This is a genomic window from Pontibacter sp. BAB1700 (assembly GCF_000277005.1).
Lineage (GTDB): Bacteria > Bacteroidota > Bacteroidia > Cytophagales > Hymenobacteraceae > Pontibacter > Pontibacter lucknowensis.
This window is the reverse complement of the sequence record NZ_AKIS01000007.1, coordinates 1-26,666: the sequence shown is the minus strand read 5'-3', so window position 1 is coordinate 26,666 and position 26,666 is coordinate 1. Positions and strand designations below refer to the sequence as shown.

The window sequence follows — 26,666 nt, the reverse complement described above, 5'->3', positions numbered from 1 at the left end:
AAGCTGCAAATATAGCGGGTTTGGGTATAGAAGCCAGCAAAAGTACGCAGAAAAGGTATGGCTTTTATCGCTTGAGCACGCTTTCGTATAGCTCAATCCACTCCTGCGGCGTCATCTTTGAGGCCAGTTCCCCGATCAATGCCAGCGGCACATGTTCCGCCTTTTTGAAACGGATGCAGCTTTTGCCCATGTCGAGCTTGAATTTGCTATGCCTGGGGTATTCTTCTTTAAACCAATTCAGCAGCACTTCATCGGCATAGATGCCCATGTGGTAAACTGCGATGTGGTTCTTCTGCGAAGCGATGCCCATAAAAGGAAGCGGCTGTTTTGGATCGCAATGATAGCCGGCTGGGTATAAGGTATGGGGAACGGCGTAGCCTAACATGCCATAGCTCATCACTTCTTCGAAACCAGCGGGTATATGCCCGAGAATTACAGCTCTTAAGTCAGCCATGATTTGCTGCCGCTCTTCAGGCAGCTCGGTCAGGTATAGCTCGGGTGTTGGGGCGGTAGATTGCATTTTGATTTTGTTGCTTATTACGCTTATTAGTTTCCTTGCTGTGCTCAACTTATGCCTCTTCAGCCCATTCAATCATTTTGGATATGGTATTGAAATTTCGTGTAGTGGCCGCTACCTTAAGCTTTCGCTCCAGGAAATTATTGCTAAGCTTACTGTCGCTGTAGGCTTGGGGTATATACATATAGCCTGCTGTGGAGTTAAGGCTGAGTTTCTCCGGCGCAAAGTCTTGCGCAAGCAACGCCTGTACCTTTTCCTCAGGCGGCGACTCCTGAAAAGACACAAAAAATACCCGTGTCATAAGGTATTCATCTCCCTTAAACGGGTTATTGTCGAGCATTTTTCTGAGCTCCTCACTTGTTCTTACCACGATGGCCAGCTCCGGCCCAATGTACTCTTTTATCAGTTGGTGTACCTTCACCTCTAGCTCCTTAGCCGATAAATCACTTTGGAGCACGACATTGCCACTTTGAATCCAGGTGCGGACCTGCTGAAAGCCGGCATCAGCCAGCACCTGTCGGAGCTGTGCCATTGGCACTCTGTTTTTCCCGGTAGGCATCACACCTCTGAGCAGAACGATATATGTTTTCATGGCAATAAAAAGCGCTATACTTTAAGTTTTGCCTTTAATGACCAGGTAAACCGAAACTCCGCTACTTTGTCACCACTTTGGTCGGTGCCAATGCTGGTGGCCACTACCGTTACACCGGCGCCTGTGGCTTTTGTCTGATCTGCAGCTGCCTTTATACTTGGTCCGTCCTCGCAGGTGAACGTAATTTTTCCGACTGCCTTTTTCGAGAAATCCCCTTCCATGTGCACCACCAGCATCGATACGGCAGGATCCGATTTGTATGTCTGTGCCATGCATAGCAAGCCTGTCGAAAGCTCCGCTGCCATGCTCAGGCTGGCGAAATAGATAGAGCCGAAAGGATTTTTGTTGAGGTACTTATAAGGAATCGTCACCTCAGCCCGCTCCTCCGAAATGGAGCGCACCCGCAGATCGGCCATGTAAGCCATAGGCAGCTTGGCTAGCATGAACAGCCGCAGCTTATTAGGGGATGTGGCAGTTGGCGGAACTGGTCGGCAGTGGTTAAGGTATGTACAGCCATAACAAGGGGTTATTTAAAGGTTTTGCATACGCGTTTAGAGCCATCAGGTATGGTTGCTATGCGCTTGCCAGTTGTTCTTTTGGTTGCAGCACGCATTTATCACACACGCCTTGCACGCAAAACCGGAATTCCTCTACCTGATACCCCTCTGGCATCCGTAGTGTAGGTACATATACCTCGTTCAGACAGTAAGTATGACCGCAGGCGGTACAGCTGAAGTGGATATGGTCATGCTGGTGCCGGTGCCGGTTGCAGGCCTGCTGGCAGAGTGCATAGCGCGTGATGCCATCGGTGCTGGGTATGCTGTGCAGCAGTCCATGCTCCTCAAATGAATGCAGGGTGCGGTACAGCGTTACGCGGTCAAACTGTGGGCCAAGCTGCTGCTCAATGGCGGCATGTGCCAGCGCATGGCGATGCTCAAGAAACAATCGAAGCACCTCTATACGGCACTTCGTCTTGCGAAGCCCATAGGCCTCGAGTAACTGGTGAAGTTTGTTCATAAGATAGGGTAGGTTCGGGTACGGGTATTCGCTGCGCAGACAAACGAACTATGTAAATAACAAAAAGCAGATCTAAAACGCAAGACCTAAGCAGCTGGCGATCTGTTGCTTCAGGAGAAAGCCCAGGTATGCCTGAAAGGGGATACAGGCTAATTGATCAAAAGCATGGACAGGATGCCGGTCAGCATAATGAACTTGCCCAGGTTGCTCAGGAATGTGAAATCTCGCTTGCGGTCGGCCCGCACCAGCTTCACCGTCATCCAGATACTCGGAAGGAGCACAAGTAGTAGCATGTATACATCAAAGCCTATACCTGTGACGGGGTGGAAGATAACCAGAAGCAGGAAAGCCTGGAAAAGTGCGATGATTGGGTATAGCGCATATTTGGCCCGTCGTATACCCAGCACAATTGGCAGTGTTCGGCAGTCAAAAGAAGCGTCGCCCCGCACATCCTCCATGTCTTTTATAATCTCCCGGATAAGTGAGATCATAAAAGCAAACACTGCATAGCTAATCGTGATGTTGTTGAGTTTACCTGCATACACTGCTACCAGCAGGAGCATGGAGGCCCCTAGGAGCGCGACGACAACATTGCCTACAAGTGGCATTTTTTTGAAGCGGGCCGAATAGCCCCAAAGTAGCAGGACAGCCCCCAGGTTTATAAGACCTACCGGAATCGAGAGCCAGAATCCGAGTGCTATCCCTATAAATGAAAGCACCATGTGTGTGAACATGGCAGGGCGCCGCCGTATGCTCTTCCCGACTACCACACGGTCTGGCTTATTGATGGCGTCGATTTTTATATCGTAGTAATCGTTGATAATATATCCTGCTGCAGCAATACACACCGTCGAGAGCGTCAACAGCAGAAAGCCTGGCGTGGCTATACCTGAAAAGTTTATACCTGCACTCAGTAAACTAGCCTGTACCAGGGCCTGACTCAAGATGATGAGCAGTAAGTTGGGAAAACGGATGAGAGACAGAAATTCTTTCAAGACAGGGTAACAGGTATAACAGCAGCAAAGTTAAAACCGGCGTGTGTTACTGCAAACAAAGGGCATAAAAAAACCCCTTGCGGGAAGGGGTTTTCTTTGCGGTGTAGAGTTGAATCAGATTCTCTGTACGTTTACCGCATTGATTCCTTTTTTGCCTTCTTGCGTGTCGAAAGCTACTCTGTCGTGCTGCTGGATCTGCAGACCGTTCAGGCCTGTCACGTGCACGAAGAAATCCTCATTTGTTTCGTCTTCGGTGATGAAACCGAAGCCTTTTGACTCAATAAAGAACTTTACTTTTCCTGTCTTCATAAAAATGAAAATAAATAATTTTTAAATAAACTGTCTGTAAGATTAAAAAATAATTATATATATGCAAATATTTATGTAAAAGAAATTTGCTATTTGATTAAAGAAAAGTATAATGCTCTCACCAAGTATCCTGCGCTTTCATGATTTTCTCAATCAGTTCACGCACAGCACCCTTGCCACCATCTTTAGTTGAAATGAATGTGCAGACATCGCGTATGTCATCTGCGGCATCAGCAGGACAGGCTCTCAAGCCGCAGCGCTGCATCGCCTCCAGATCTGGCATGTCATCGCCCATGTACGCTACTGTGGCGGGGTGTATGCCTTGCATGTAAAGGTAGTTTTCCAGCGCCTCCACTTTATCGTCAGCTCCCAGGATGATGTCCTCGATCTCCAACTCCTCTAATCGCACACGCACCCCAGGCTCGTTTTTGGCCGAGATTATGGCCACGTTGTAGCCCTGCCGAATGGCGTGTTTGATGGCAAAACCATCTTTGATGTTGAAAGCACGGACTTTCTCGCCATCGGCGAATACATAGAGGAAGCCGTCGGTAAGTACGCCGTCTACATCAAAAACGAAGGTGTTGATGCGGCTAAGGTCAGGTTGTGTGATAGACATAGTGTAAAAGAAAAAAGGTCCTTTCTGGTGAAAGGACCTTTAAAAATATAGATTTAATTTAATATAACGAATTTTTCAGGGCTGAATATCAGCTTAGTCCTGGTTGTCGCGCCACTCGTATACCCAAGCCGCCTGAATCTGCTCCAGGTGGCCTTCGTTAGACTCTTCGCGCTTGCCGACAAAATTCGGCAGCGAAAGTACCCAGTCAAGCAGTTCGGTAAAGCGAACGCGGTATATCTTTGACTCGTTGAAGTCATCGCCAAACTTCTCGTACAGCGCCATGGCTATGTCCTCGTAGTCATTCCAGTGAATTGGCGGTTCATAATTCTTATCCATGTGTTTATCAGTTATTTGGATGTTCGGTTATGTGATAAGCGGTTTTGCCCGGTGATCGGTGGCGGATTAGTGTCCCAGGAAGTCTTGTGGCGGTATGGTCACGACAACATCTTCGTTGCCCTGCACCACACATTGGCAACCCAGGCGGGAGTTGATGCGCGGGTCCACGGCACGGTCAATGTAATCCTCCTCTTTGTCAGTAATCTCAGGCAGGTCGTCCATACCCGATTCAATGTATACGTGGCAGGTACTGCAGCCGCATACGCCGCCGCAGTTGTGTTGCAGCTTGATGTCATTATTTAGGGCCACGTCCAGCACCGACTCGCCTTCCACCGCAGGGTGAACCTGGTCAGGCGAACCATCGCTAAACTTAAAGGTTATATTTACAACTTTCATCTGTCTTTCTATTTAAGGTGCAAAGTTATGAAACCCGCCCCCCGATTCAAAGCCGGGCGCTTTATACCTTCTTCGAATAAAACAGTATGACCGTTGAATAGGTTACAGGTTTACTCCTTGGGGTGCTGAACCTGAATACTTTGGGTGAGCAGTTGGTATACCTGCTGGTAGAGCGGCTGGTCTTGCAGCAACTTCAAATGCTCATCTATTACATTTTGGTCATGGCGCACAGCAGGACCTGTCTGTACATCGAAAGGGTGCTGTTGTATGGCCTTGGCGATGGTTTCCTGAATGAGGGGCTGGAGCAGCGTATTGGGTAAATCTGCCTGTTGGAGCAACTCCCGGCTTATGCCTAGCAAGTGATTGGTAAAGTTGCAGGCAAACATTGCCGCCAGGTGGAGCTGTTTTCTTTTTGTAGAACTTACCTCGTATACCTGTTCTGAAATACTATTTGCTACGAGCTGTAAGGGATGTAATGTTTCTGGCGCGGTAGCTTCCAAAAGGATTGGGATATTTTTGAAGTCAACCGGTTTAGACTTGGAGAATGTTTGTAACGGATAAAAAACACCTGTCTGTGCGCCTGCTATACCTTGCAATGCTGCTAGCGGCTGCGAACCTGAGGTATGAGCTACGATAGCGCCCGCGGCACCTGCAACTGTGCCGCCACTGAAGCCAGCGCCGCATCGGGGACTGCAATCAGGAACAGTTCAGCGTCAATGTTTCTCATGTCTACTGAGTTCAGTGCCACAGCTGACGCTAACTCTTTCGCCAGCTCTTTCCGGTGGGATGGGGTTGGGCTATACACTGCTACTATCTTATGTCCAGCTTGTTGCAAAGCTTTACCCAAGTGCCAGGCCACGTTGCCAGATCCTATGATGGATGTGTTCATGGGGTTGTTTGATGCTGCCTGATGACTTCTTGGTATAGATTAATTAGCTGTGGAATTACAGCTTTTTTAGAATATCTATTTAAGAAGTCTTGTCTTATGGCATGAGCGTCATACATGTCATAGTTTTTCATCATAAACAATATAGCAGCAGCAAGTTCATTTGGGTTGTTTTTTTCAATTAATATCCCATTTATATCTTTTACAATGGTTTCTGGTCCACCACACCTTGTAGCAATAATTGGCTTACCGCATGCAAGTGCTTCTATGTATACTATTCCCATACTTTCATCATGGCTCGGGAGTACAAAGGCGCTTGCCTGTTGATGCTCATTCCTAGCTCTTTCCCTTGTTAGAGGTCCAAGCCATTCTATGCAATGCTCAATATTTAACTTCATTGCCATAGCCTTGTATTCTTCGATAAGTGGTCCAGTTCCACCAATTCTAAAGGTTGCATTTATACCTTTTTGAGACAAGATTTTAATAGCATACAGAAGCACATCGATTCCTTTTCGGGGAATAATTTCACATACAGTAAGAAAAGTAAACTTAGAAGGCAATGACAATTTAGAGATGTTATTTAGTGACTTAAATAAAGTTTCATCTATAAAATTGGGTATTGTTTTTACATTTGGCAAACCCATCGAAATCATCGTCTTCCTAAGTGATTCTCCAACAGCAACATTCGCAGCGGCCTGCATGTATGGTTGTCTATAATAGCTAGTTAGATTGCCTTGCTTATCGGTATCATAGTGACTAGGAAAAGGTATCATGTGTTCAGTAATAATATAAGGTATATGTAATTTTCTGCCTAATTCAAGTGCGATGCGGCCTGCGGGGTAACCTACGTGTGCATGAATTAAGTCAACTCGCCCATACTGTTCTACAAATTGCTCAATATTATTCATATTGGCACGAATTATACCTTTCAAGTTTCCTTTAAATATTTTTCGTGACCATATATAAGTAGGAGATTTATATATGGTCAAATTTGGTATTATAGCAGTGCTTGTGGAAACTAAGCTGGCCGAAAAAATCTTGGGTATGTTCCATATATGGTCTTTTAACCATAGTAATGTTTGGTTATCCTTTTGTCCCCATAAGCTTACCCCAATATTTATGTTTGGAACGAAGCCACACAAATTATAAGTTTGTTCTTCTATAAAAGTACCATTGAGTGGATTGTCTTTACTAGGGTACCAAGAAGGAATTATAAATACGTTCATAGGTTAGTGACTTCATTAAATAATTCTGGAAAGGTAAGCTAATAAACAAATAAGGCAGGCTTTTTACAAGCCTGCCTTATTCAACTATGGTTCAATATAATTACGCCACCTGTGCTTTTCTCTCCTCCTTCACTTTTGCAGTTTTCCCTTCGCTACCATTGCCTTCTTTATTACGGCGAACAATCGCCATAACAAAACCGATAGACATGATGATGGTACCGATCCACAGGATATTAACAAATGGCTTCTCCATTGCTTTCAGGATGATGTAGTCTTTCTGCGTCACATTCACACCGATTTTGAACTTGTGATTCTCCGTGTCGATATTCAGGAAGGTGATGCGTATACCCAGGTCTTCGATGATTTCTGGTACACGACCCATCATCTGGTCTTTGATCATCAGCACAGGGTGGGCGTGGTAGTTCTTGCGCTCGCCCATGATCTTCATGGCAGCCTGAACCGCTACGTCGCCTTCGGCCAGTTGCACACCTGGCACTTGCTCAATTTGTTCGATGCCATTGAATACTGTAATGTAATCGTTGATAACTAGCGTGTCACCAGCAGAAACTTCATACTCCTGCAACTCACCCCAGTCCTTCTCTTCGTTCGGGTCTGGTACAGTGGAAACGTGGGTATACAGATCCTTGCCAGCAAAGTGCTTGATGTCAGGAGAGGCTAACAGGCCCATGTTCGGGTTCACTTGCGCTCTTGGGTATAGCACGAAGTTTTCCTTCTCGCTTGCATAGCTCACCTCGTAGTAAGTATTCTCCGGAGAAATCAAATCCAGCGTGTCGCCTGTCTCGAAATATACCTTGTCTTTTACCTGAATTCGGCCACGGGCGATGGCTTTGTACATGTCGTCGGTCTGATACAGGAGTTCCTTGTTCACGTAGCCTGGCACACCTTTCACTTCCTGGAACTGACCATGGTAGCTTACCTTGAAGCGATCCATCTGCACAGGGGTGTTGCGCCACAGGAGCACGTTGTCGCGGTTAATCTCGTCCGGGAACTCACGTGAGTAAAGCATACCGGAGTTATTCTGTGAAATGATGTTGGAGTAGCCTGAAGAGAACAGGATACCGATCAACATCAACGCTATACCGATGTGCGCCACAGCACCACCTGACAACGTTATTTTTTTCTGTAACAAACCAAGTATGATGCTGAAGTTGGCGAATACTGCGAACAGTGATACCACAAACAACAGGATGTATACCGGGTTGTCGAGCTTGAAGGTGAAGATATCGAACTTGTTAGACAGGATAATTACCAAGCTGGCAAACAACAATGTCAGCATCAGCGGCATGGTGATGGCGTCTTTGAAGCTCTTCTTGTTCGCCTTTTTCCACCACAGCAACTGGCCTATACCTGTCAGGATGGCGATGGCTACACCTGCCCATAATTGGAACTTGGTATAATGCGCAATCTGGTCTGCAGGCAGAGCTGCGTTTGATTCTATACCTATGAAACCAAGGAAAGAGTTGTAAACAGGTATAGAAGTCGTTACGAGCACTTGGAAAGCTGCCAGGCATAGCACGGCAGCACCGATGAATACCCAGAACTCCGCGCTATAAGTTGAAAGCTCTTTCTCTGTCGTCGGGATCTTCTTCCAGTTATATACCAGCAAGCCGATGGCGAGCACTGTGAAGGCCATCATATACGTGAACAACTGCCCTGACAAACCTAAGTCGGTGAAGGAGTGCACGGAGCGTTGCCCAGGATACCGCTACGTGTCAGGAAGGTCGCGTACAGAATCAGGACAAAAGAGGTGATCACCAAAATGAACGTAGCGCGCAAACCTTGCTTGCTGCGGCGGTAGGCGATCATGGTATGTATACCACCCACCAGTACAAGCCACGGAATGTATACCGCATTCTCAACCGGATCCCAGTTCCAGTAACCACCGAAGTTTAGCGTCTCATAGGCCCAGTAAGCACCCATCATAATACCGATACCCAGCGTTACGGCCGCAAAGTGCGACCAAGGAAGCGCAGGACGAATCCACTCACTGAACTTGCCTTTCCAAAGACCAGCAATGGCGAAAGCAAACGGAACAAGCGAAGCGGCATAGCCCAAGAAAAGGGTCGGCGGGTGAATCACCATCCAGTAGTTCTGCAGCAGTGGGTTCAGGCCCGTACCGTCGGCAGGCTTAAAGTTCGGGTCCATGGCAAACACCGGAGCGTCAGCCATGAAGTCGCGCATGAGGATGAAAGGGGAGGAGCCCAGCTTGAAATCGCCGATCACCACACCCAGAATCATGGAAGAGATGAAGATCTGCACGAAAGAGAAGATGGCCATCACAGGCGCTTCCCATTGTTTGTTCTTCTTGCCAGCGTTCATCAGCACCACGCCCAGGGCCACATGCCAGAACATCCAGAGCAGGAAAGAACCTTCCTGGCCTTCCCAGAAACAGGAGATCATGTAGTGCACCGGCAGATGGTTAGACGAGTGGCTCCAAGCGTAATAGTACTCGTAGCGGTGCTCGTAAATGATGTTGAAAAGGCTGAAGATAATGGCCACAACCGCTATACTGTGCACATAAAAGGCACCACGTGCCAGTTTGCGCCAAGTCGTATCGCCACTCTCTTCGGTTTTCTGGCGCGCGGCCATAAAATAAGCATAGGAGGCTACGATGGCCGCTACAAAAGCTACAATCACACTGGCGTGGCCAAAGTCTCCGATTAGCGTATTAATCATTTCTGATAGTTAAAAGTGTAAAGTTAAAAGTCATGAGTTGTGCGGTGCTAAGAGCATTGGCTCTTATCTCTCAACTCTTAACTTGTTTATATACCTGCGGTGTTGGTTTGGATTTCGTTCTCGGTGTACTTGGACGGACACTTGAGGAGGATTTTGTCGGCCACGAACACTTCGTTTTGCATATTGCCTGTAATCACAACTTGCTCAGAGCGTTCGAAGTCCTGTGGTTTTGGGTTGAAGTAAACTACACGCTGTTCGAAGCGGTTGGTATCCACAAGCGTGAAGGCAAAGTAGTTCGGGTCTTTCATCGGTTCATAATGCATGCCCACAATGTGGCCCTGATCATCTTTTTTGAGGCGACCTACCACGTGTACTTTGGTAGAGTTACCGTCTTTGGCCAGCTCAATGGCATCGCCAAATGAAACATAGGTACTCGCGTCGCCAGCCGTGGTCATGATGATGCCAATGGCCATGGCGATAACGATAATGCCGATGATGTGTGACTTTTTCATCTTTATCTGATTATAGATACTCTGTTTCTGTTAGCCTAACATACGATAAGACGTTTTAAATCCATCGCAAATAGGGATATTTATCATTTTTTGCTCTTGTCGGGCAAAAAGAAATTAGCGGTTCACGTATTCGTCTTTCAGCTGTTTTTCCAGACGGCCTACTTTACGGTCGAGGGCAATCAGGTAGAACAACACGCCAGCTAACACAGTAAGCAACACGGCTACCACTACGTAAATCTTACCGTCCTGACGCAGGGTGTCGGCCATTTCGATGTTTTGCTGCGGAGCCGACGAGAACTCCACCATCTGGTCTTGGGCTATGGCTGGTTCAAAGGCCAGCAGCATACCCAGCATAAAGCAGCAAATGGCCAGTATTCTAAACATTTTCATATAATCGTTGTCTCAGTAATTCGAATCTTGATTTGACGTTTACGATCCAGATGCCTAGTAGCGTCCAACCCAGCACAGCAGGGTAGAACACCAGTCGAAGGCTACTATCCAGGTCGTAAGCGTTAAAGCCAGGGTTGCCACCATTGCCTGGGTGAAGCGAATCAGTCAGGCGGGGCAGGATGAACAGCAAAGGGATAAGGGCTGCGAATGCAAAGATGTTGTACACGGCGCTGATACGGGCACGTTGCTGTTGCTCGGCAAAAGAGCTGCGCAGCACGAGGTAGGCAAAGTAAATCAGCAAGCCAATAGCCGCACCGTTCTGTTTTGGGTCGTTGCTCCAGTACTCGCCCCACGTAAACTTGGCCCATTCCATACCTGTCACGATGCCAAGCACACCGAACAGAATGCCTACTTTAGCGGCTTCGTGCGCGATGATGTCGTTTTTGATGCTCGGCTTGCGCAGGTATTTAATAGAGTACACTACCGACACCAGCAGAATTAGAATCATCCCGAACCACATCGGCACGTGGAAGTACAGGTTTCGGATAGTCTCGTTCAGGATAGCCAATCGGGGAACATCCGACAGCATACCTACCGCCACGGTAAACACCAGCAGCAGCACGGTCAGTATTTTCCACCAGTTCTTCTTCATGTTCCTTCTTCTCTTGTTGATGATGGAAGCAGGCCTGCGCCTTATCCCATCTTACTTTTTATTTCTAACAGTTCTGTGGCCTGATTTGTCGCAAAGTTTCGCCCAAACTGTCTGTTAATTTTCGTTTAATCAGCTACTTGTGCTTTGTTTTGGGTTGGCTGTACCGCGCTTGTCAAAGCCATGCCTTACGAACGCCAAAGGTACGGGAACAAAATATAAGAAACAGTGACAACGATCATGTTTATGGCAAGCAAAGTAAGTAGTTCGTCGAGGCTGGCAGCCCGCTCCAGCCCATCCATGGCGTTTTTGGACATTTTTATCAGCATCAAGAGCATCGGCACTATTACAGGGAAGCTAAGCACGGCCATGAGCGTACTACTGTTGGCAGCCTTTGAGGCTATACCTGAAATCATGGTTAGTGAGGTAGCAAAACCGATGGCGCCAAGCAGAATACTCAGCAAAAACATCGGGATGTCCTCCACAGGGTTGCCTAACACAAAGGCGTAGAATACAAAGCAGATCAGCGCCAGTACCAGCATGAGGCAGGCGTTGTAAAGGATTTTGGCCAGAATGATACCCTGCGGACTTACAATAGAATAGAAATAGAGCAACCGGCCGCGGTTCTCCTGCATAAAGCTCTTGGCAATGGCGTTAACCGACGTGAAGAGCATAATAATCCAGAACAGGGCGTTCCAAACGGGCACTTGCAGCGCATTCGAGCGAAGCCCGAAGCTGAGGTAGCAGACGAACACCGTGCTGCTGACGTAGAGGAGCATGCCGTTGAAAGCATACTTCTGCCGCCACTCCAGCAGGAAATCCTTCTGCATTAAGTATATGACTTCTTTGAACAGCACCTTTCGTAATTTTGCGCAAAGGTACGACACAAATTGTATAATTGCTAAAGTGGGGGTGGGGTATAGGTATAGCGGGCTGGAGCAGGAAAAGTATTTATGCTATGTCATTTCGAACACTAGTGAGAAATCTGGGGTATTAAGTTTGCCAATCCAGATTTCCCCCGTAGGTCGAAATGACAGAAAGAGATTGAATTCAGGCTGTTCGTTTCAGGAGATAATTATTCCCACAAAACAACAATTAAGTAATCAACAATTTATCAATTCAACTACTCCTTCTTTTTCTTCTTTTTACGGTGCTTCACTACCTTCGCTTCACGGTAAAAGATGATTTCCTCAGCCATGTTGGTTACCTGGTCGCCTACTCTTTCAAGCTTTTTAATGATGGAGAGGAGGGCAAGGCCTTCGGGAATCCGGTCGGGGTTATTTTGTAGGTATTTGCCGATTACCACGTCGGATTTGCGGTAGATTTTGTTCAAGGCCTTGTCCCGCTTGATGATTTGCTTAGCCAGTTTGGGATCCTCGCTCTTGAAGGCGGTACGGCACTCATTGAACATCACTAAGGCTTCGTCATACATCACCATCACATTCGTTAGCTCTACCAATTCAGGGTCGAAGGGGCGGTCGAGTTTGCAGGCGAAGCGGGCCATCCCTTCAGCGGTGTCGCCTATGCGCTCCAGGTTGGTGTTAATTTTGAGGATGGCCAGCACAGTGCGCAGGTCCACGGCTACGGGTGTGAACAAGGCAAAGAAGTTCTCGCACATGCGGTCGATCTTGAGGTCGAAGCTGTTGACTTTGCGCTCAAGCTTGATAATGCGCTGCGACAGTTCATGGTCGGCGTTCATCACGGCTTCGCGCCCGCTGGTTAGCTGGTGCTCCACCAAGTCCCACATCTCCAGCAATTTTTCCCGCAGGCGTTCGAGTTCTACATCTATATGAGGCATTCGTGTATCATTTATTTTGAGTGAGACTAATTTTTATACGTGAATCAGGTATAGGAATGCTTAACCGAAGCGGCCCGTAATGTAGTTCTGCGTGCGGGTGTCTTTCGGACTCGTGAACATGGTTTTGGTTTTGGCGTACTCCACCAACTCACCCATGTAAAAGAAAGCTGTATGATCACTCACGCGGCCAGCCTGCTGCATGTTGTGGGTTACGATTACAATCGTATAATCTTTCTTCAGCTCATAGATCAGGTCCTCGATTTTAGCTGTAGAAATCGGGTCGAGGGCGGAGGCGGGCTCGTCCATCAGGATCACCGAGGGCTGTATGGCCAGGGCGCGGGCGATACACAAACGCTGTTGCTGGCCCCCTGAAAGCGCCAGTGCCGATTTGTCGAGCTTGTCTTTTACCTCGTTCCACAGGGCTGCTTGTTGCAAAGATTTCTCGCAGGTTTCCTGCAGGATCTTCTTGTCCTTAATACCCTGAATTCTTAGACCGTAAACCACATTTTCATAAATGGTTTTAGGGAAAGGGTTGGGTTTCTGGAATACCATGCCCACTTCTTTGCGGAGCTCGTCTACCCGAACATCATCGGTATAAATATCTCTGCCGTCCAGCAAAATCTGCCCTTCTATGCGGAAGCCGTCAATGTAGTCGTTCATGCGGTTGAAGGTGCGCAGAAAAGTGGATTTGCCGCAGCCAGACGGTCCGATGAAGGCGGTCACAGCCTTCTCTTCCATGGCAATGTTGATACTTTTGAGCGCATGGAAGTCGCCGTAGTAAGCGTCGAGGTTAATGGCTTCTAACTTGCTGTGTTTTATGTTCATGGGTGAAAACTTACCATTTTATTTTCTTTTGCTGACGGTGGCGCAGGTATACCGCAATGCCGTTAAGCAAAAAGGTAATCAATAGGAGAATGATAATGGCCGCCGCCGCATTGGTCAAAAAGGCTGCCTGTGGGCGAGAAGTCCAGTTGAAGATCTGGATAGGCAATACGGTAAACTCGTCCATTGGCGAACTCGGCACGAAAGGCACGTAAGCCAAGGCCCCGATCACGATAAGCGGAGCCGCCTCGCCCACTGCACGCGAGAGTGCCAGAATCACCCCGGTGAGAATACCGCCAAACGAAGCGGGCAGCACCTGATACCATACTGTTTGCCACTTGGAAGCGCCCAGCGCAAAAGAGCCGTCGCGGATGGTGCGGGGCACGGCCTTAATGGCTTCCCGGGTTGTCACGATGATGATAGGGAGAATCAGCAGCGAAAGCGTGAGGGCTCCTGCCAGCAAAATGCCACCCAAGTTCATGATGCGTACAAAAAGCTCCAGGCCCAGCAGACCATAAATAATGGACGGCACACCCGCGAGGTTGGCGATGTTGATTTCCAGGAAATTCGAAAGCTTCGTCTTTTTAGCATATTCTTCCAGGTATACGCCAGCGGCTATACCTAAGGGGAAAGCAATCAGAGCGGACAGCACCAGAATCCAAATGGTGCCTGCCCAGGCGGTGAGTATACCTGCACGGGCAGCGCGACGCGACGGCAGGCTGGTCAGGAAGTCCCAGTCAATGCGGCCTATACCTTCAATCACGATGTCGATCAGGAAGATGGCCAGCACCACCAGCCCGATGAACGTACAGAAGATGCCGAACACCTGAAAGGCCTTGTCTTTGAGGCGGTTTTTCTCGGAGTTAGTCATACTTTTCCTGGTATTTCTTTTTGATCCAGAAGCTGAGGTTGTTCAGCAGAAATGTGAACACAAACAGCGTCATACCTGCTGCGAAAATGGTGCGGTACTCCAGCGAACCGTGCGGCACGTCGCCCAGACTCACCTGGACAATGTAAGTCGTAATCGTCTCGATGGGTACCAGCGGATTGAGTGTGAGGCGCGGTTGCTGACCTGCCGCAATGGCCACGATCATAGTCTCGCCCACTGCTCTGGATATAGCCAGAATCACTGACACCAGTATACCTGACGAAGCGGCGGGTACCATGACCCCAAAGGCGGTCTGCAGTCGGGTAGAGCCCATGCCATAGGCGGCTTCGCACAAAGAGCGGGGCACGGCACTAATGGCGTCTTCGCTTAGCGAGGAAATCATCGGAATGATCATAATGCCCATGACGATACCTGCCGACAGAGCGTTGAAACCAGCCAGCCCGGGTATAAACGATTGCAGAAAAGGCGTTACCACGGTCAGGGCGAAGAAACCATATACTACGGTAGGTATAGTGGCCAGTACTTCGAGCAGCGGTTTGATGAAGGTTTTGAAACGGGCATTGGCATACTCGTTCAGGTAAATGGCGATGGTGAGGCCAATGGGCAGCGCCACCGCAATGGCTATGACTGTAGTCAGAAAAGTGCCCGCCACAAGGGGCATAATCCCGAACTTTTTCTCAGCGAAAAGCGGCGTCCATTCTTTCTCTGTCAGGAAGCGCACAATGGACACTTCGCTGAAAAACAGCACCGATTCCGAGAGCAATACCCAGATAATGCTGACCGTGATCAGGATGGTGATGGCGGCCGACAGCCACAGCAAGCCTTCGATTATTTTCTCCTGTACTCTCAAGGTGCTTATGATTTTAGCACAGGTATAGCCTTTGTCTCCGCAGGCTATACCTGTGCTGTGTATTTCAGGGAATTATTGCTGGTTGGTGGCAGTGGCGGCACCCTCTACAAACTGCTCGAACTTCTGTTTTTGCTCGTTGTAGATGTTGTCTGGCAGGGCGATGTAACCTACTTCCTGCGCCAGTTCACCCGCGTTGTCGAGGTAGAAATTGATGAAGTCCACTACTTCCGGTTTGTCGATGGCCTTGGAGCTAACGTACAGGAACAGCGGACGGGAAAGCGGCGCGTAAGAACCGTCTTTCACAGTCTCCAGCGATGGCAGAATGGCGCCTGCACCGTTGCTGTCGTCTTCGTCGTTTACAGGTATAGCCTTAAGCTTGCTCTTGTTCTCTTCGTAGTAGCATAGCCAAAGAAGCCCAGTGCCAGCGGGTCAGTCGATACGCCCTGCACCAGCACATTATCATCTTCGCTGGCGGTATAGTCACCGCGGCTGGAGTGGCTCTTGCCCACAATGGCTTCGGTAAAGTAGTCGTAGGTGCCTGACTCTACGCCTGCCCCATAGAGGTGAATCTCCTGATCAGGCCATTCCGGGCGAATCTGGTTCCAGCGCTTGATTGTGCCCTGTGCTTCAGGCTCCCAGATTTTCTTCAGTTCAGCCACAGTGATGTCCTGTGCCCAATCATTGGATGGGTGCACGACCACCGTAAGACCGTCGTAGGCCACCGAAAGCTGCACAAACGAGATGCCGTTTTCGCTTGCAGTTTGCTCTTCGGAAGCGTTCATGGCGCGGGAAGCGTTCACGATGTCAATCTCGCCACGGGTGAATTTCTTCATGCCGCCGCCTGTGCCCGACACACCTACGGTTACTTTCACGTCAGGAGCCTCGGCACGGTATTCTTCGGCCACTGCTTCTGTCACAGGGTACACTGTCGATGAGCCGTCGATCTGGATAGAGCCCGTCAGGTCGCTATTTCCTTCCTGGCCATTGCCGCCGCAAGAGGTCATCACAAGCGAAGCGCATAGTAGTGTTGCTGCGCTGAATTTTAATCGGGAGAAGCTAAGTTGTAGCATACAATTCGATTTTGGTTTATAAGATGAGTGTGATCGGTTTATGTTGAATTGTACTATGTTATGCGGATATACTGTTTTGGTAATCAGGTAGTTGTTTAGAAAGCTAATTCCATTTGCAGCCTGAACTGAGTTTGGTCTTCGCGTTCTGCTTCCTGTGTGAATGTTACGTCACTCTGTACCTTGAGCGAGTGCCCCACAATGTACCTGGACACACCCAGTGTATACTGCTCCTGATTTCGCAGTCCTGTTTCGGCTGTCGGATTATAGTCGGTGTAACGGCCTGCTACTTCCCAGTTGCTCGGCATAAGATAGCCTGCCTGCAGGTTTAGGGCGGTGCCAGTTACAAAGGTTTCTGCCACGTCACCAAACTCGTCCCGCAGTACCACTGGTCCACCCGGAGCTTTTCGGTTGGCATACTCACCCATGGCCGAAAAGCCACGGTACTTGAACATGGCGTCTACGAACCAGGTGCGCAGGGTGCGTGTTTCGCTCAGGAAGTCGCCAAGCTGTGCCTGTTCGCGTGCGGCGTTGTTATTATAGTCGTAGGAAGCGGCCAGCGAAAGTTTAGGTGTTTGCTCACGCTCGATGTCGCTGCTCACATAGTCGCCGTTGCCTTTAAACTCGCCGAAGGGCAGTATTTCAACACGACCTGTGTAATCGTATCCTCCTGAGTTGTTCACGGTGATGTCACGTCCCTCACCCATCGAGATAGACCCGATCTCTCGCAACACGACCTGTCCCAGTTGGTGCTCGTGGTGTAGCTGCAAGCCGGCGTCACGGTCAAGGTTAAAGCGGGAGTTGAGCAGGCTGCGGTCTACGAACTGAAGTTTCTGTGAAGAGATCACCCGTTCCCGGTTACCCGGCAGTTTGGTCTGTCCCACCCACAGCCGCAGGTTAGGCGTGAGCGCCCACTTGGCCACAGCATCCAGTATAATGTTGTCGGCATTGTTGGTCACGTCGGGTACATCGCTGCCGATATCGCTGTTGCTTAGGCCGAGCTCTATTTTATACACGAGCCGTGGCGAGAAGGCAAAACCATCAAATTTGAGGCGTGACCGTCGCACAAGGAAGCGATCTTCCCAGTTTTTTGTATTCGGGTCGTAGCCGCCCTGGTATTGCAGCTGGAAGCGAGCCCCAAGTTGCAGACTAAAGGAAGAGTCGGCTGCAATGAACTGTAGTCCTTTGCCAAACGTGCTTTTATTTATGGTCTGAGCTTGTGTGCTGAAGGTACTGAGGCAGATGGTGAAGAGTGCTAAGAGCACTCTTGTGGTGTAGTGGTTCACGTGCTGTATTAGTTAAGGTGAGAATTAAGCTAATGCCATGCAATTTTTATAGGTTAAGCCGCGGTAGTCTACGCCGCGCCTTGTTTTTGTTTTTTCAGGATTCGCCATGGTTAGTCAGGCCATTTATGCTGTTCCTGAATCACGCTACAAAATAACGCCTCTAGTATTACCTGAGGTTATGGCCATATTACGAATATGTTAAGGATTGAGGTATGGAGGGGCTAAGGTATAAACGGTAACAGCCGCTGGCTCCAATAAACCGGCGGCTGCATGAGGTATAGTATAGCCTTAACTTAGAAGTTGAACTGAGCCTGTAGTCGTAGGCGGCTGCCATGCTGGCTGTTGTCGAAGTTCTGGGCGTTGCGGATGGTGCGGTCGCCGATGCTGTAGTCGGCTGTCAGCTCTATGCTTTTGTGCACCAGCCACTCTACACCAATCTCGGTTTCATATACGCTATAGCTGGGGGCGTCGCGTTCATGCTTCTTGCCTCCTTCGTAGTGCTGCAACTTTACGAAAGGGATAATTACCTGCGAACCGACTTCTTTGCGGTACATGGCCTGGGCGTAGCCACCGTGCAGACTCTTTACTTCAATGGCATTAGTCTCTGGGTTAAACTCTGGACCACGGCCTACGTTGTATTCCGCCTGAAAACCGAATGGCTGCGGGTATACGACCAGGGTGGCTGCGATGCGCTCATCGTCAAAACCGTCTTTCAGATATTTGTCAGCTATACCTACGCCTGGCGAGAGTTGGTCCGGCGTGACAGTGTACTTGCCTTTGTAAGCCTGAATGCCGGGCTCAATAATTTGTTTGTTGCCTACCAGCAAAGGGTAGGAGAAGCGAGTAACCACGTGCTGCGTATTGTTGGCTTCAGGGCGGTTGGCTGTCTGGCCGTTAAAGATACCGATGCCGAATACACCATAGTTTCCAGATCCCTTCAGGCCAGCGCTGGTCAGCATCTCAAAGCGCTCCTGTATTACCTCAGGCGTCCAGTAAAAGAAAATACCCAAATCACGCTCGTTGGCTATAGCACTGTTCAATCCGTCGTTTCGGTCAAGAGCCAAGCGGTTGCTGCTCGACTGCAGGTTCTCAAAGCCGTAAGGAATCTTGCTTTGACCCACCCGGAAGCGGTATACCTTGTCCTTGTCGAGCGACACGTCAAAGTAGGCGTCGCGGAGCTGGAGGAAGTGCAGGGCGTTAGAAGAAGGCGAGGAAGCGAAGTCAGGCTGAATATAGATCGAGAGACGATCACTCACATCACCACTGAAGATCAGACGGCCACGACGCAAAAACACGCCACCGCCCTCACCAAGGGATTTGTCGCACTGGTCGCACTTGAGGTTGGGATTGGTTTCAAGCAGGCGGTTGTAGCGCACCTGGGCATAGCCACGAAGTGAGATTCTTTCATACCAAGCCTTCTTTTTAGGAGCTTCCTGCACTGCCGCCGGGGCTGGCTGCTGCACAACCACTGACGTGTTTTGTACAGTGGCAGTATCTGTGGTCTGCGCCTTTACTTCCTTTGAAAACAAAAAGCCTGTAGCTAGCCCTGCTGCGAGGATAGCACGCGTTACGGTTGTTACCTTCATCTTTGGGTGAGTATGGGTTACTAAAGCCTTAGTCTGTTTCCGCCGCGGAGTCTACTCGCTTTGGGAAGGCTCTGTCGAATCTGAAAAAGAGCTATGAGTTTGATTCATAGTACTGTTTTACTTTCAACGCCGCAAAGGTCGGGTGCTAATGTTACTCGTCTGTTATGGCTATGTTAAGTTTATGTTACCAAAATCCTGAGTAGATATAAATCTGTTTTGGGCATAGGTATGGGCGCTGATATGGAGGGAAGCCATGATCCCGCATCATCAATAGGTAGAGAAGGGAAAATATAGACTATAGAGACGGCAGAGGAGAAAAACGGCCATTGGCTATACCTGTTCAGAATTACCATTATACGTGCTTTACAATAATAAGGAGTAGCCAAAACAACATTGAACGCATACTTAACAGTGACTTAACAAAGCACCTCGATCTTTAACAGTTTAGTAACCGGGCGGTAATTTTAGCTTAAAAGGCCGACTCTACTTTTGCAGCGAGACTAAGATACAGTTAAGCGCAATGAAATCACTTTTAACACTTCTCACCATCCTGACCACCACCGTTTTCGGTTTTGCCCAGCAGGGTACGCTGTCAGGTAAAGTAACAGACAAATCAAACGGCGAGGCCATCATCGGTGCCGTGGTCTTTATCAAAGGCTCTTCCAAAGGCACTGTTACGGATTTTGAAGGTAAGTACAGCCTTCCGCTCGAGGCCGGCCTGTACCAAATCTCCATCACGTCGCTCTCTTATAAACCTACGGAGCATACCAACATCAAAATAGAAACAGGCAAGACCACCACCTTGGATGTGCAGATCGAGCAGAACAGCACCGAGCTACAGGCGGTGACCATCGTGGGAACGCGGCAGACCAACACCGAGCTGGCCTGATGGAAAACATGCGGCAGAGCGAAGTAGTGGTAAGTGGTGTGTCAGGCGAACAGATTGCCAAGTCGCTGGACCGCGACGCCGCCGAAACCGTGAAGCGTATACCGGGCGTCACAATCATGAACGACCGTTACGTGGTGATCCGGGGCATGAACCAGCGTTATAATACCGTGATGCTGAATGATGCCCTCACACCCAGCACCGAGCCCGACGCCAAAGCCTTCTCTTTCGATATCCTGCCGACCAGTGTGATCGACCGGATCATGATCTACAAGAACGGATCGCCGGAACTGCCGGGTGAGTTCGGTGGTGGTGTGATCAAGATCTACACCCGCAACGTGGTGGACGAAGACAAGACCTCCATTTCTTTCTCCAGTTCCTACCGCTCGGGCACTACTTTCCGCAACTTCAACACCTACAACGGCAGCAAAACGGACTTCCTCGGTTTCGACAACGGCTACCGCGCTATACCTAAGAGCTTCCCGGACAACCTGAATAGTGTGAATCAGGAGCAGCGCAGTGTGCTGGGCCGCGACCTGCCAAACTCCTGGGCACCCGAACTGGTGTCGGCTATACCTGACATGCGCCTTTCGTTTGGTGTGAACCGCAGACTGGATATCGGCTCGGTGCGTCTGAGCAACGTGTCGGCTGTGTCGTACAGCAACACGCGCACTAACACGGTCGGTACACGTGACACCTACCTTTCCTTTATACCGGAGCTGGGCCGCAGCGAGCGCCAGTTTAGTTTCAACGATGAAGTGTCGGCGCATAACGTGCGACTGGGTGTGATCCACAACTGGACCGCCCGCCTCAGCAATAACCACAAACTGGAGTTCCGCAACCTGTTCAACCAGCTGGGCAGTAGCGAAGTGCTGCGTCGCGAAGGTATAGACTTCTCCAATGCCAATCAGGAGCAGCTCAACTACTCGCTGCGCTACGAGAGCCGTACCATTTACTCCGGCCAGCTGCAGGGCACGCACGACCTGAACGACGAGAAAAGCACCCTGACCTGGACAGGTGGTTACGCCTACACCAACCGCAACGAACCAGACTACCGCCGCTTCCGCACCTTCCGCGATGCCGGCTCTGCAGGTCCTTACGAAATGACTTACAAGTTCACGCCAAGTTTGAACGACGCCGGTCGCTTCTACTCCGAGCTCGACGAGAACACGGTGATGGCCAACACCCAGTTTGAGCACCGCTTCAGCACGGCAGACTCCGCTGCCGAGCATGCCCCGAAAGTGAGAGTGGGCCTGTACGCCGAGCGGAAGCACCGTAACTATGACTCCCGCTACTTCTCTTACATACCTGCCAACATCGGCTCTTTCGACAACAGTATTCTTTTCCAGCCATATGATCAGGTGTTTGCACCGGAGAACATTAACAGCCAGACGGGCTGGCGAGTGGAGGAAGACGCTAATCCGCAGAACAACTACGAAGCGCAGAGCAACTTACTGGCCGGCTATGTGGGCGGTGTAACGCCGCTGACAGGTGCATTGTCGGTATCGGGTGGGGTGCGTGTGGAGTACAACGAACAGGAACTGCGTTCGGTGAATCTGGATGGCTCACGCCTTAATAGAAGTAACCCGGTGTTAAGCGTGCTTCCGGCAGCTAACTTCACCTATACCTTCAATCCGCGCTCCATGCTGCGGGCTGGTGCGAGTATCAGCGTCAACCGTCCGGAGTTCCGTGAGCTGGCCCCGGCCCCTTACTATGACTTCATCAATTTGCTGGAAGTGACGGGCAACCCGAACCTGGAGACAGCCACGATCTACAACGGCGATCTGCGATACGAATTCTACCCGAACCCCACAGAGATCCTGTCATTGGGCGTGTTCTACAAGTACTTCAACAAGCCGATCGAGACGGTGTTCCAGAACACGAGCGGCGCTAACAGCATCACTTTCGACAATGCCCGCCAAGCCTACAGCTATGGTCTGGAAGCCGAGGTGCGCAAGTCGCTGCTGGGCCTGACCGCCTCACCACTGGTAGACAACCTATCGCTGGTGCTGAATGCCGCGCTGGTGCAGAGTCGCGTGCAACTCGACGAGAAGTACGACAACCAGAGCACCGACAGACCCATGATGGGACAGTCACCATACGTGGTAAACACCGGACTGTATTATCAGGATGATGCCCGCCAGTTGCAGTTCAGCATGCTCTACAACGTGATCGGTACCCGCATCTTCGCGGTAGGCAGCAACCTGCGCCCGACCGTGTATGAACTGCCCCGCAATGTGATCGACTTCTCGGTGACCAAGGCCTTCGGTCAGAATCTGGAGCTGAAGGCAGGTATACAGGACATCCTCAACCAGAAGACACGCCTGATCCAGGACTCCAACGACGATGCCAAAATCACAGGTATAGACGAGTCCTTCCGCGAGTTCCGCAAAGGCCGCTACGCCACGATGGGCGCCACCTACAAGTTTTAAAAATTGATTTCCCAATAGAAAACCAAACCTATATACCTTAATTCATTACTTATGAAAAAGCTATTTAATTTATTACTGGTTGCTGTTGTTTCAGTTTCCCTTTTCGCCTGTGACAAGGATGACGACACAGACGAAACAACACCAAAAGGCATCGAATTCACGATGGTTCAAGAGAGCGGCATGACATCCGTTTCAGGCTCTACCGAAGAGAACTTCACGATGAAAGCCGGCACAAAGTACTTGCTGAAAGGCTTTGTGTATGTGAAAGACGGCGCAACGCTCACCATCGAGCCGGGTACCATCATTATGGGTGATAAAAACTCAAAAGGTACTCTGATTGTGGAGCGTGGCGGTAAGATCATGGCGCAAGGCACCAAGGAGAAGCCGATTGTGTTTACATCGGCTCAACCAGCCGGGCAGCGTGCCGCTGGTGACTGGGGTGGCCTGATTATCCTGGGCAAGGCTCCTGTGAACCTTGGTAACAATGCCCGTATCGAAGGTGGTGTGGACCGTGAGTACGGCGGCACAGACGCCAACGACAACTCGGGTGTATTGAAGTATGTGCGTATCGAGTTTCCAGGTATAGCTTTCCAGCCAGACAACGAGATCAACGGTCTGACAATGGGTGGTGTTGGCGCTGGCACTACAGTGGACTATGTGCAGGTTTCTTACTGCGGTGATGATGCCTTCGAGATGTTCGGCGGCTCTGTAAACGCTAAACACCTGATCGCTTACAAGACGGTGGATGATATGTTTGACACGGACAACGGCTACTCAGGCAAACTGCAGTTCCTGCTCGGTATCTCTGATCCGAACATGGCCGACGTATCGGGCTCCAACGGCTTCGAGTCTGATGGTGATGCCCAGGGTTCTGACGCTACACCGAAGACTTCAGCGATCTTCTCTAACGTAAGCTTGTTCGGGCCGAGAGCGACAGAGAGCACGCAGTTCAACAGCAATTTCAAGCGTGGGATGCACATCCGTCGCAATAGCAACATCCAGGTACATAACTCATTGTTCGCTGGCTGGCCGACAGGCTTGCTGCTGGACGGTACCAAGTCACAGGCTAATGCCACAGCAGGTACGCTGGCTATCAAAAACACCGTAATCTCGGGTTCTCAAAATGCCCTGACAGTAGAGAGCGGCAGCACATTTGACGTGGCGGCCTGGTTCAACGCAGCAGACAAAGGCAACAGCGTAGTGGCGGATAATGCGTCACTCAACATCAGCGGTAGCTTCAACCAGACTGCTCGTCCGGTGTTCACAGGCAACAGCCTGCAGAGCGGCGCTAGCTTCGACGGACTGGACAATTTCTTTGAGCGAGTTACTTACAGAGGTGCTTTCGGCTCAGAAGACTGGACTGCTGGCTGGGCGAACTTCGACCCGAACAACACAGCTTATTAATTATAAAAGCACTGATTGCGCAAAATGGGTGAGATCAATTGCGACAATCAATAGTAGTGTGGCTTAGTCTCCCACACTACGCCCAAGACCCGCTCTTACGAGACGGGTCTTTTTTTATGGCTATACCTGTAGGAGAATTATAGCACAGGTATAGCTGGCCTATACCTGTCAGGCTAAACCTGCATAGTAGGCTATACCTTAAAAATCGGTAACAGAACTGGTGTCGCCGCCCAGGTACTGAAACAGGAAGTAGGCCAGCACAGCCAGCACAATGATACCTAAGCAGCCGATGCCGCCACAACCACCACGGCCCCTACCACCACCGCCTCGGCCACCGAATAATTTACTTAACATCCAGAATTTGAATAAGCCTCTTAACATGGTTTATACCTTAAGTTCGAAATTATAAATCTGATGTGGCTACACATTGTCACAGGCAAATCAGATTTAAAACTTACGCGAATGCAAACAAGGTAGTTCAGGATAACAGTAGTATAACAACTGGGAGGAGTAAGTTTAGGGAATCGCTACTCTTCGGATTGCTAGAATCAGATGGGTAGAAAAGCCTGGCTTTTGCCTAAAGCAAAACAACCCCGGCCATAAGTATAGCCAGGGCTGTTATGTTGTACTGGTATAGCTGTGTTTTAGCTGATCGGCACTTTTCTTAAAATCGCCTCGATGAAATCCTTTGTGCGGATGCCATCTGCCTCTGCTTCGTAGTTGAGGATAATGCGATGGTTCATCACGTCGTGAGCCACTTCCTTGATGTCCTCGGGAAGCACATAGTCGCGGTCGTCGAAATAGGCGATGGCTTTGGCGGCACGGTTGAGAGCGATGCTGGCACGGGGTGATACACCAAACTGGATGTAATCGGCAAACTCGTTCAGATCGTACTCAGCAGGGCGGCGGGTCGCAAACACCAGTTCGATGATATACTTCTCGAGCGTCTCTGATATCTGCACCTGGTTGATCTCACTGCGGATGGCGAAGATGTCTTCCTTGGAAAGGACCTTATTCACATTGTCATTGAAAGCCATGTTGGCCATGCGGCGCATGATTTCCAGTTCGTCTGCTTTCTTCGGGTAGTCGATGTATACCTTCATCATGAAGCGGTCGACCTGCGCCTCCGGCAGCGGTAAGTGCCTTCGTGCTCCACCGGGTTCTGCGTGGCCAGTACCAGGAAAGGAAGATCCAACTTATAGGTAGTCTCGCCGATCGTTACCTGTTTCTCCTGCATGGCCTCCAGCAGCGCCGACTGCACCTTGGCAGGGGAGCGGTTCACTTCATCAGCCAGAATCAGGTTGGCGAAGATAGGGCCCTTCTTTACCTCAAACTGGGAGGCATTCTGGTTATAGATCATAGTGCCGATCAGGTCGGCAGGCAGGAGGTCCGGTGTGAACTGAATACGCTGAAAGTCGAGGCGTAGGGCGCGGGCCAGTGAGTTAATGGTAAGGGTTTTGGCCAGGCCTGGCACGCCTTCCAGCAGGATGTGGCCTCCGGTAAAAAGACCGATCAAAAGGCGGTTCACCATATAGGACTGTCCCACTACTACTTTCCCCACTTCCTGAAAAACCTGCTTTATCTTCTGCTGGTGGTCTTTCACCTGGTCCGGATATACTAATTCGTCTGCTGGCATAGCTCAATGGCATTTAAAGGCCCTAAATATAGTGATTCTAAGGGAGGGGCGCAATTAAATGCTTGTGGCTATGCCGCCATGGTATAGGGAGGGCTAAAAGAAAAGAGCGCCCTAGGCGCTCCTTTTATGTTCTGTCTCAAATATGATGGAGTTACTGGCCTGTTGCTTCAATGCTTCCATGCGCTCTCGCTTGGCTTGTCTTACCAATTCTATCATGCTGTTGAGCCTGTTTTCCTCTACATCTTCGATCGGCAAAATCATAGTGGTATGAGGTGACTCGATGTGGATGCGGTGCTGTCGCGTCATCAGGTACAGCATTAGGAAAAAGCCGCTCAGCAGGGCAAAGGCATCGTTAAAATAAACGAAAAAAGCCGAAACGACGCTAAAAGCAAGGTATAGGGATTTGCCTGTGGCTTTAATTTGCCACGAAGTGATATCTTCGAGCATAACGGACTGGTAGCTTCTGAAAAGCCAGTTGTTCTGCCGCAGAATAACGCGGTGTGTGGTAAGCGTCAGCTTCTTATCCACCGTTTGGATAAGGTGCCTTTCTCCACCAAGAAGTCGTGTTACTGCCATTCCTGATGGAGCATTAAGTTTGTTTATTTTCGTGTTGAGTCGTAGCGAGTGTATCACAGCTAAAAATTGGTGTTATCTATACCCAGGATTCCCGGAAGCACCAAAGGGTTGCATGCAAGTCCGGAACAAAGTTAAATAAATAATAAATCTTATACGAAGCCAATTAGCTCTGTATAGGTTTTATTATAATTTCACCCCAGTGGTACTATACCTACGGCAAGTAACTTTTTAGGATTGTAAATTAGTCTGCAAAAAGTTTGCCCATTTGAGTGATTTGTAATAAAAATTAAAAATAA

At 49.5% G+C, this 26,666-nt stretch carries 29 protein-coding genes and 2 pseudogenes; 3 read left to right on the top strand and 28 right to left on the bottom strand.

Going from position 1 to position 26,666, the window contains the following annotated elements:
- Positions 1–64 precede the first annotated feature (64 nt).
- The 25 genes and pseudogenes from O71_RS01105 to O71_RS01000 form a co-directional block, all read right to left on the bottom strand.
- Complete coding sequence (locus O71_RS01105) at positions 65–520, bottom strand: DUF1801 domain-containing protein (RefSeq protein ID WP_007652380.1); 456 nt, start codon at positions 518–520, stop codon at positions 65–67.
- A gap of 49 nt (positions 521–569) precedes the next feature.
- A complete protein-coding gene (locus O71_RS01100) occupies positions 570–1,109 on the bottom strand; it encodes a DUF1697 domain-containing protein (RefSeq protein WP_007652378.1) in 540 nt (179 codons plus the stop codon).
- Between the two features lie 14 nt (positions 1,110–1,123).
- Positions 1,124–1,552 (bottom strand): PaaI family thioesterase, encoded by a 429-nt coding sequence (locus O71_RS01095; protein WP_007652375.1) that lies wholly within the window; start codon positions 1,550–1,552, stop codon positions 1,124–1,126.
- A 130-nt stretch (positions 1,553–1,682) separates the two neighbouring features.
- On the bottom strand, positions 1,683–2,126 hold the full coding sequence (locus O71_RS22390; RefSeq protein WP_007652374.1) for a Fur family transcriptional regulator: 444 nt from the start codon (positions 2,124–2,126) through the stop codon (positions 1,683–1,685).
- Positions 2,127–2,275: 149 nt separating this feature from the next.
- Complete coding sequence (locus tag O71_RS01090; RefSeq protein ID WP_007652371.1) at positions 2,276–3,121, bottom strand: geranylgeranylglycerol-phosphate geranylgeranyltransferase; 846 nt, start codon at positions 3,119–3,121, stop codon at positions 2,276–2,278.
- A gap of 114 nt (positions 3,122–3,235) precedes the next feature.
- Positions 3,236–3,430, bottom strand: a complete 195-nt coding sequence (locus tag O71_RS01085) for a cold-shock protein (protein WP_007652369.1) — start codon at positions 3,428–3,430, stop codon at positions 3,236–3,238.
- A 118-nt stretch (positions 3,431–3,548) separates the two neighbouring features.
- Positions 3,549–4,046 (bottom strand): HAD family hydrolase, encoded by a 498-nt coding sequence (locus tag O71_RS01080; protein ID WP_007652367.1) that lies wholly within the window; start codon positions 4,044–4,046, stop codon positions 3,549–3,551.
- A gap of 93 nt (positions 4,047–4,139) precedes the next feature.
- Complete coding sequence (gene iscX, locus O71_RS01075) at positions 4,140–4,382, bottom strand: Fe-S cluster assembly protein IscX (protein ID WP_007652365.1); 243 nt, start codon at positions 4,380–4,382, stop codon at positions 4,140–4,142.
- A gap of 66 nt (positions 4,383–4,448) precedes the next feature.
- Positions 4,449–4,778, bottom strand: a complete 330-nt coding sequence (locus O71_RS01070) for a 2Fe-2S iron-sulfur cluster-binding protein (RefSeq protein WP_007652363.1) — start codon at positions 4,776–4,778, stop codon at positions 4,449–4,451.
- Positions 4,779–4,888: 110 nt separating this feature from the next.
- The gene (locus tag O71_RS26945; protein ID WP_051017667.1) at positions 4,889–5,278 is read right to left on the bottom strand and encodes a DUF2520 domain-containing protein; all 390 of its coding nucleotides are present in this window, start codon (positions 5,276–5,278) and stop codon (positions 4,889–4,891) included.
- A 128-nt stretch (positions 5,279–5,406) separates the two neighbouring features.
- Positions 5,407–5,667: an NAD(P)-binding domain-containing protein gene (locus tag O71_RS22980; protein ID WP_007652361.1), complete on the bottom strand. Its 261-nt coding sequence runs from the start codon at positions 5,665–5,667 to the stop codon at positions 5,407–5,409.
- A complete protein-coding gene (locus O71_RS01060) occupies positions 5,664–6,890 on the bottom strand; it encodes a glycosyltransferase (RefSeq protein ID WP_007652360.1) in 1,227 nt (408 codons plus the stop codon). Before O71_RS01060 ends, O71_RS22980 begins: the two co-directional genes overlap by 4 nt.
- 100 nt (positions 6,891–6,990) lie before the next feature.
- Positions 6,991–9,587 (bottom strand): annotated as a pseudogene (gene ccsA, locus O71_RS01055) (cytochrome c biogenesis protein CcsA).
- Positions 9,588–9,673: 86 nt separating this feature from the next.
- Complete coding sequence (locus O71_RS01050; RefSeq protein ID WP_007652359.1) at positions 9,674–10,099, bottom strand: cytochrome c maturation protein CcmE; 426 nt, start codon at positions 10,097–10,099, stop codon at positions 9,674–9,676.
- 114 nt (positions 10,100–10,213) lie between these two features.
- On the bottom strand, positions 10,214–10,489 hold the full coding sequence (locus O71_RS01045) for a CcmD family protein (protein ID WP_234986277.1): 276 nt from the start codon (positions 10,487–10,489) through the stop codon (positions 10,214–10,216).
- Positions 10,476–11,141: a cytochrome c biogenesis protein gene (locus O71_RS01040; protein WP_007652357.1), complete on the bottom strand. Its 666-nt coding sequence runs from the start codon at positions 11,139–11,141 to the stop codon at positions 10,476–10,478. Before O71_RS01040 ends, O71_RS01045 begins: the two co-directional genes overlap by 14 nt.
- 185 nt (positions 11,142–11,326) lie before the next feature.
- Entirely contained in the window at positions 11,327–11,968 is a 642-nt protein-coding gene (locus O71_RS01035) for a heme exporter protein CcmB (protein ID WP_007652356.1), read from the bottom strand.
- Positions 11,969–12,261: 293 nt separating this feature from the next.
- A complete protein-coding gene (gene phoU, locus O71_RS01030; protein WP_007652355.1) occupies positions 12,262–12,936 on the bottom strand; it encodes a phosphate signaling complex protein PhoU in 675 nt (224 codons plus the stop codon).
- A gap of 60 nt (positions 12,937–12,996) precedes the next feature.
- A complete protein-coding gene (pstB, locus tag O71_RS01025) occupies positions 12,997–13,761 on the bottom strand; it encodes a phosphate ABC transporter ATP-binding protein PstB (RefSeq protein WP_007652354.1) in 765 nt (254 codons plus the stop codon).
- Between the two features lie 10 nt (positions 13,762–13,771).
- Complete coding sequence (gene pstA / locus O71_RS01020; RefSeq protein WP_007652353.1) at positions 13,772–14,629, bottom strand: phosphate ABC transporter permease PstA; 858 nt, start codon at positions 14,627–14,629, stop codon at positions 13,772–13,774.
- The gene (gene pstC, locus O71_RS01015) at positions 14,622–15,497 is read right to left on the bottom strand and encodes a phosphate ABC transporter permease subunit PstC (RefSeq protein ID WP_007652352.1); all 876 of its coding nucleotides are present in this window, start codon (positions 15,495–15,497) and stop codon (positions 14,622–14,624) included. Before pstC ends, pstA begins: the two co-directional genes overlap by 8 nt.
- A 72-nt stretch (positions 15,498–15,569) precedes the next feature.
- Positions 15,570–15,800 carry a hypothetical protein gene (locus O71_RS24905; RefSeq protein WP_237717649.1) on the bottom strand — a complete coding sequence of 77 codons (231 nt, stop codon included), beginning with the start codon at positions 15,798–15,800 and terminating at the stop codon, positions 15,570–15,572.
- A 53-nt stretch (positions 15,801–15,853) separates the two neighbouring features.
- The gene (locus O71_RS01010) at positions 15,854–16,567 is read right to left on the bottom strand and encodes a phosphate ABC transporter substrate-binding protein PstS family protein (protein ID WP_237717648.1); all 714 of its coding nucleotides are present in this window, start codon (positions 16,565–16,567) and stop codon (positions 15,854–15,856) included.
- A gap of 95 nt (positions 16,568–16,662) precedes the next feature.
- On the bottom strand, positions 16,663–17,850 hold the full coding sequence (locus O71_RS01005) for a porin (RefSeq protein WP_007652350.1): 1,188 nt from the start codon (positions 17,848–17,850) through the stop codon (positions 16,663–16,665).
- Positions 17,851–18,143: 293 nt separating this feature from the next.
- Positions 18,144–19,436 (bottom strand): porin, encoded by a 1,293-nt coding sequence (locus O71_RS01000; protein WP_007652349.1) that lies wholly within the window; start codon positions 19,434–19,436, stop codon positions 18,144–18,146.
- Between the two features lie 520 nt (positions 19,437–19,956).
- Here O71_RS01000 and O71_RS00995 point away from each other — a divergent pair.
- The 3 genes from O71_RS00995 to O71_RS00985 are packed head-to-tail and all read left to right on the top strand — an operon-like array spanning position 19,957 to position 24,158.
- Positions 19,957–20,325 carry a carboxypeptidase-like regulatory domain-containing protein gene (locus tag O71_RS00995; protein WP_040573392.1) on the top strand — a complete coding sequence of 123 codons (369 nt, stop codon included), beginning with the start codon at positions 19,957–19,959 and terminating at the stop codon, positions 20,323–20,325.
- Positions 20,325–22,754: a TonB-dependent receptor domain-containing protein gene (locus O71_RS00990; protein WP_040573391.1), complete on the top strand. Its 2,430-nt coding sequence runs from the start codon at positions 20,325–20,327 to the stop codon at positions 22,752–22,754. The genes O71_RS00995 and O71_RS00990 overlap by 1 nt, the downstream gene beginning before the upstream one ends.
- Before the next feature lie 51 nt (positions 22,755–22,805).
- Positions 22,806–24,158 carry a hypothetical protein gene (locus O71_RS00985; RefSeq protein WP_007652343.1) on the top strand — a complete coding sequence of 451 codons (1,353 nt, stop codon included), beginning with the start codon at positions 22,806–22,808 and terminating at the stop codon, positions 24,156–24,158.
- Positions 24,159–24,356: 198 nt separating this feature from the next.
- On the opposite strand, the gene O71_RS24195 is transcribed toward O71_RS00985, so the two are convergent.
- The 3 genes and pseudogenes from O71_RS24195 to O71_RS00970 all read right to left on the bottom strand — a co-directional run bounded on the left by O71_RS24195 (position 24,357) and on the right by O71_RS00970 (position 26,370).
- Positions 24,357–24,539: a hypothetical protein gene (locus tag O71_RS24195; protein ID WP_007652341.1), complete on the bottom strand. Its 183-nt coding sequence runs from the start codon at positions 24,537–24,539 to the stop codon at positions 24,357–24,359.
- A 263-nt stretch (positions 24,540–24,802) separates the two neighbouring features.
- A pseudogene (locus O71_RS00975) lies at positions 24,803–25,794 on the bottom strand (AAA family ATPase).
- A 111-nt stretch (positions 25,795–25,905) separates the two neighbouring features.
- Positions 25,906–26,370 carry a hypothetical protein gene (locus O71_RS00970; protein WP_007652330.1) on the bottom strand — a complete coding sequence of 155 codons (465 nt, stop codon included), beginning with the start codon at positions 26,368–26,370 and terminating at the stop codon, positions 25,906–25,908.
- Positions 26,371–26,666 lie beyond the last annotated feature (296 nt).

Bases quoted from the DNA above. Each gene is read 5' to 3' on its own strand.
- O71_RS01105 (WP_007652380.1), bottom strand. From the start codon at position 520: ATGCAATCTACCGCCCCAACACCCGAGCTATACCTGACCGAGCTGCCT.
- O71_RS01045 (WP_234986277.1), bottom strand. From the start codon at position 10,489: ATGAAAATGTTTAGAATACTGGCCATTTGCTGCTTTATGCTGGGTATG.
- O71_RS01035 (WP_007652356.1), bottom strand. From the start codon at position 11,968: ATGCAGAAGGATTTCCTGCTGGAGTGGCGGCAGAAGTATGCTTTCAAC.
- O71_RS22390 (WP_007652374.1), bottom strand. From the start codon at position 2,126: ATGAACAAACTTCACCAGTTACTCGAGGCCTATGGGCTTCGCAAGACG.
- O71_RS00990 (WP_040573391.1), top strand. From the start codon at position 20,325: ATGGAAAACATGCGGCAGAGCGAAGTAGTGGTAAGTGGTGTGTCAGGC.
- O71_RS01080 (WP_007652367.1), bottom strand. From the start codon at position 4,046: ATGTCTATCACACAACCTGACCTTAGCCGCATCAACACCTTCGTTTTT.
- O71_RS01095 (WP_007652375.1), bottom strand. From the start codon at position 1,552: ATGCTAGCCAAGCTGCCTATGGCTTACATGGCCGATCTGCGGGTGCGC.
- O71_RS01100 (WP_007652378.1), bottom strand. From the start codon at position 1,109: ATGAAAACATATATCGTTCTGCTCAGAGGTGTGATGCCTACCGGGAAA.
- O71_RS00985 (WP_007652343.1), top strand. From the start codon at position 22,806: ATGAAAAAGCTATTTAATTTATTACTGGTTGCTGTTGTTTCAGTTTCC.
- O71_RS22980 (WP_007652361.1), bottom strand. From the start codon at position 5,667: ATGAACACATCCATCATAGGATCTGGCAACGTGGCCTGGCACTTGGGT.
- iscX (WP_007652365.1), bottom strand. From the start codon at position 4,382: ATGGATAAGAATTATGAACCGCCAATTCACTGGAATGACTACGAGGAC.
- O71_RS00995 (WP_040573392.1), top strand. From the start codon at position 19,957: ATGAAATCACTTTTAACACTTCTCACCATCCTGACCACCACCGTTTTC.
- O71_RS01085 (WP_007652369.1), bottom strand. From the start codon at position 3,430: ATGAAGACAGGAAAAGTAAAGTTCTTTATTGAGTCAAAAGGCTTCGGT.
- O71_RS01070 (WP_007652363.1), bottom strand. From the start codon at position 4,778: ATGAAAGTTGTAAATATAACCTTTAAGTTTAGCGATGGTTCGCCTGAC.
- O71_RS01000 (WP_007652349.1), bottom strand. From the start codon at position 19,436: ATGAAGGTAACAACCGTAACGCGTGCTATCCTCGCAGCAGGGCTAGCT.
- O71_RS24195 (WP_007652341.1), bottom strand. From the start codon at position 24,539: ATGTTAAGAGGCTTATTCAAATTCTGGATGTTAAGTAAATTATTCGGT.
- phoU (WP_007652355.1), bottom strand. From the start codon at position 12,936: ATGCCTCATATAGATGTAGAACTCGAACGCCTGCGGGAAAAATTGCTG.
- O71_RS01060 (WP_007652360.1), bottom strand. From the start codon at position 6,890: ATGAACGTATTTATAATTCCTTCTTGGTACCCTAGTAAAGACAATCCA.
- O71_RS00970 (WP_007652330.1), bottom strand. From the start codon at position 26,370: ATGGCAGTAACACGACTTCTTGGTGGAGAAAGGCACCTTATCCAAACG.
- O71_RS01050 (WP_007652359.1), bottom strand. From the start codon at position 10,099: ATGAAAAAGTCACACATCATCGGCATTATCGTTATCGCCATGGCCATT.
- O71_RS01010 (WP_237717648.1), bottom strand. From the start codon at position 16,567: ATGCTACAACTTAGCTTCTCCCGATTAAAATTCAGCGCAGCAACACTA.
- O71_RS01040 (WP_007652357.1), bottom strand. From the start codon at position 11,141: ATGAAGAAGAACTGGTGGAAAATACTGACCGTGCTGCTGCTGGTGTTT.
- pstA (WP_007652353.1), bottom strand. From the start codon at position 14,629: ATGACTAACTCCGAGAAAAACCGCCTCAAAGACAAGGCCTTTCAGGTG.
- pstB (WP_007652354.1), bottom strand. From the start codon at position 13,761: ATGAACATAAAACACAGCAAGTTAGAAGCCATTAACCTCGACGCTTAC.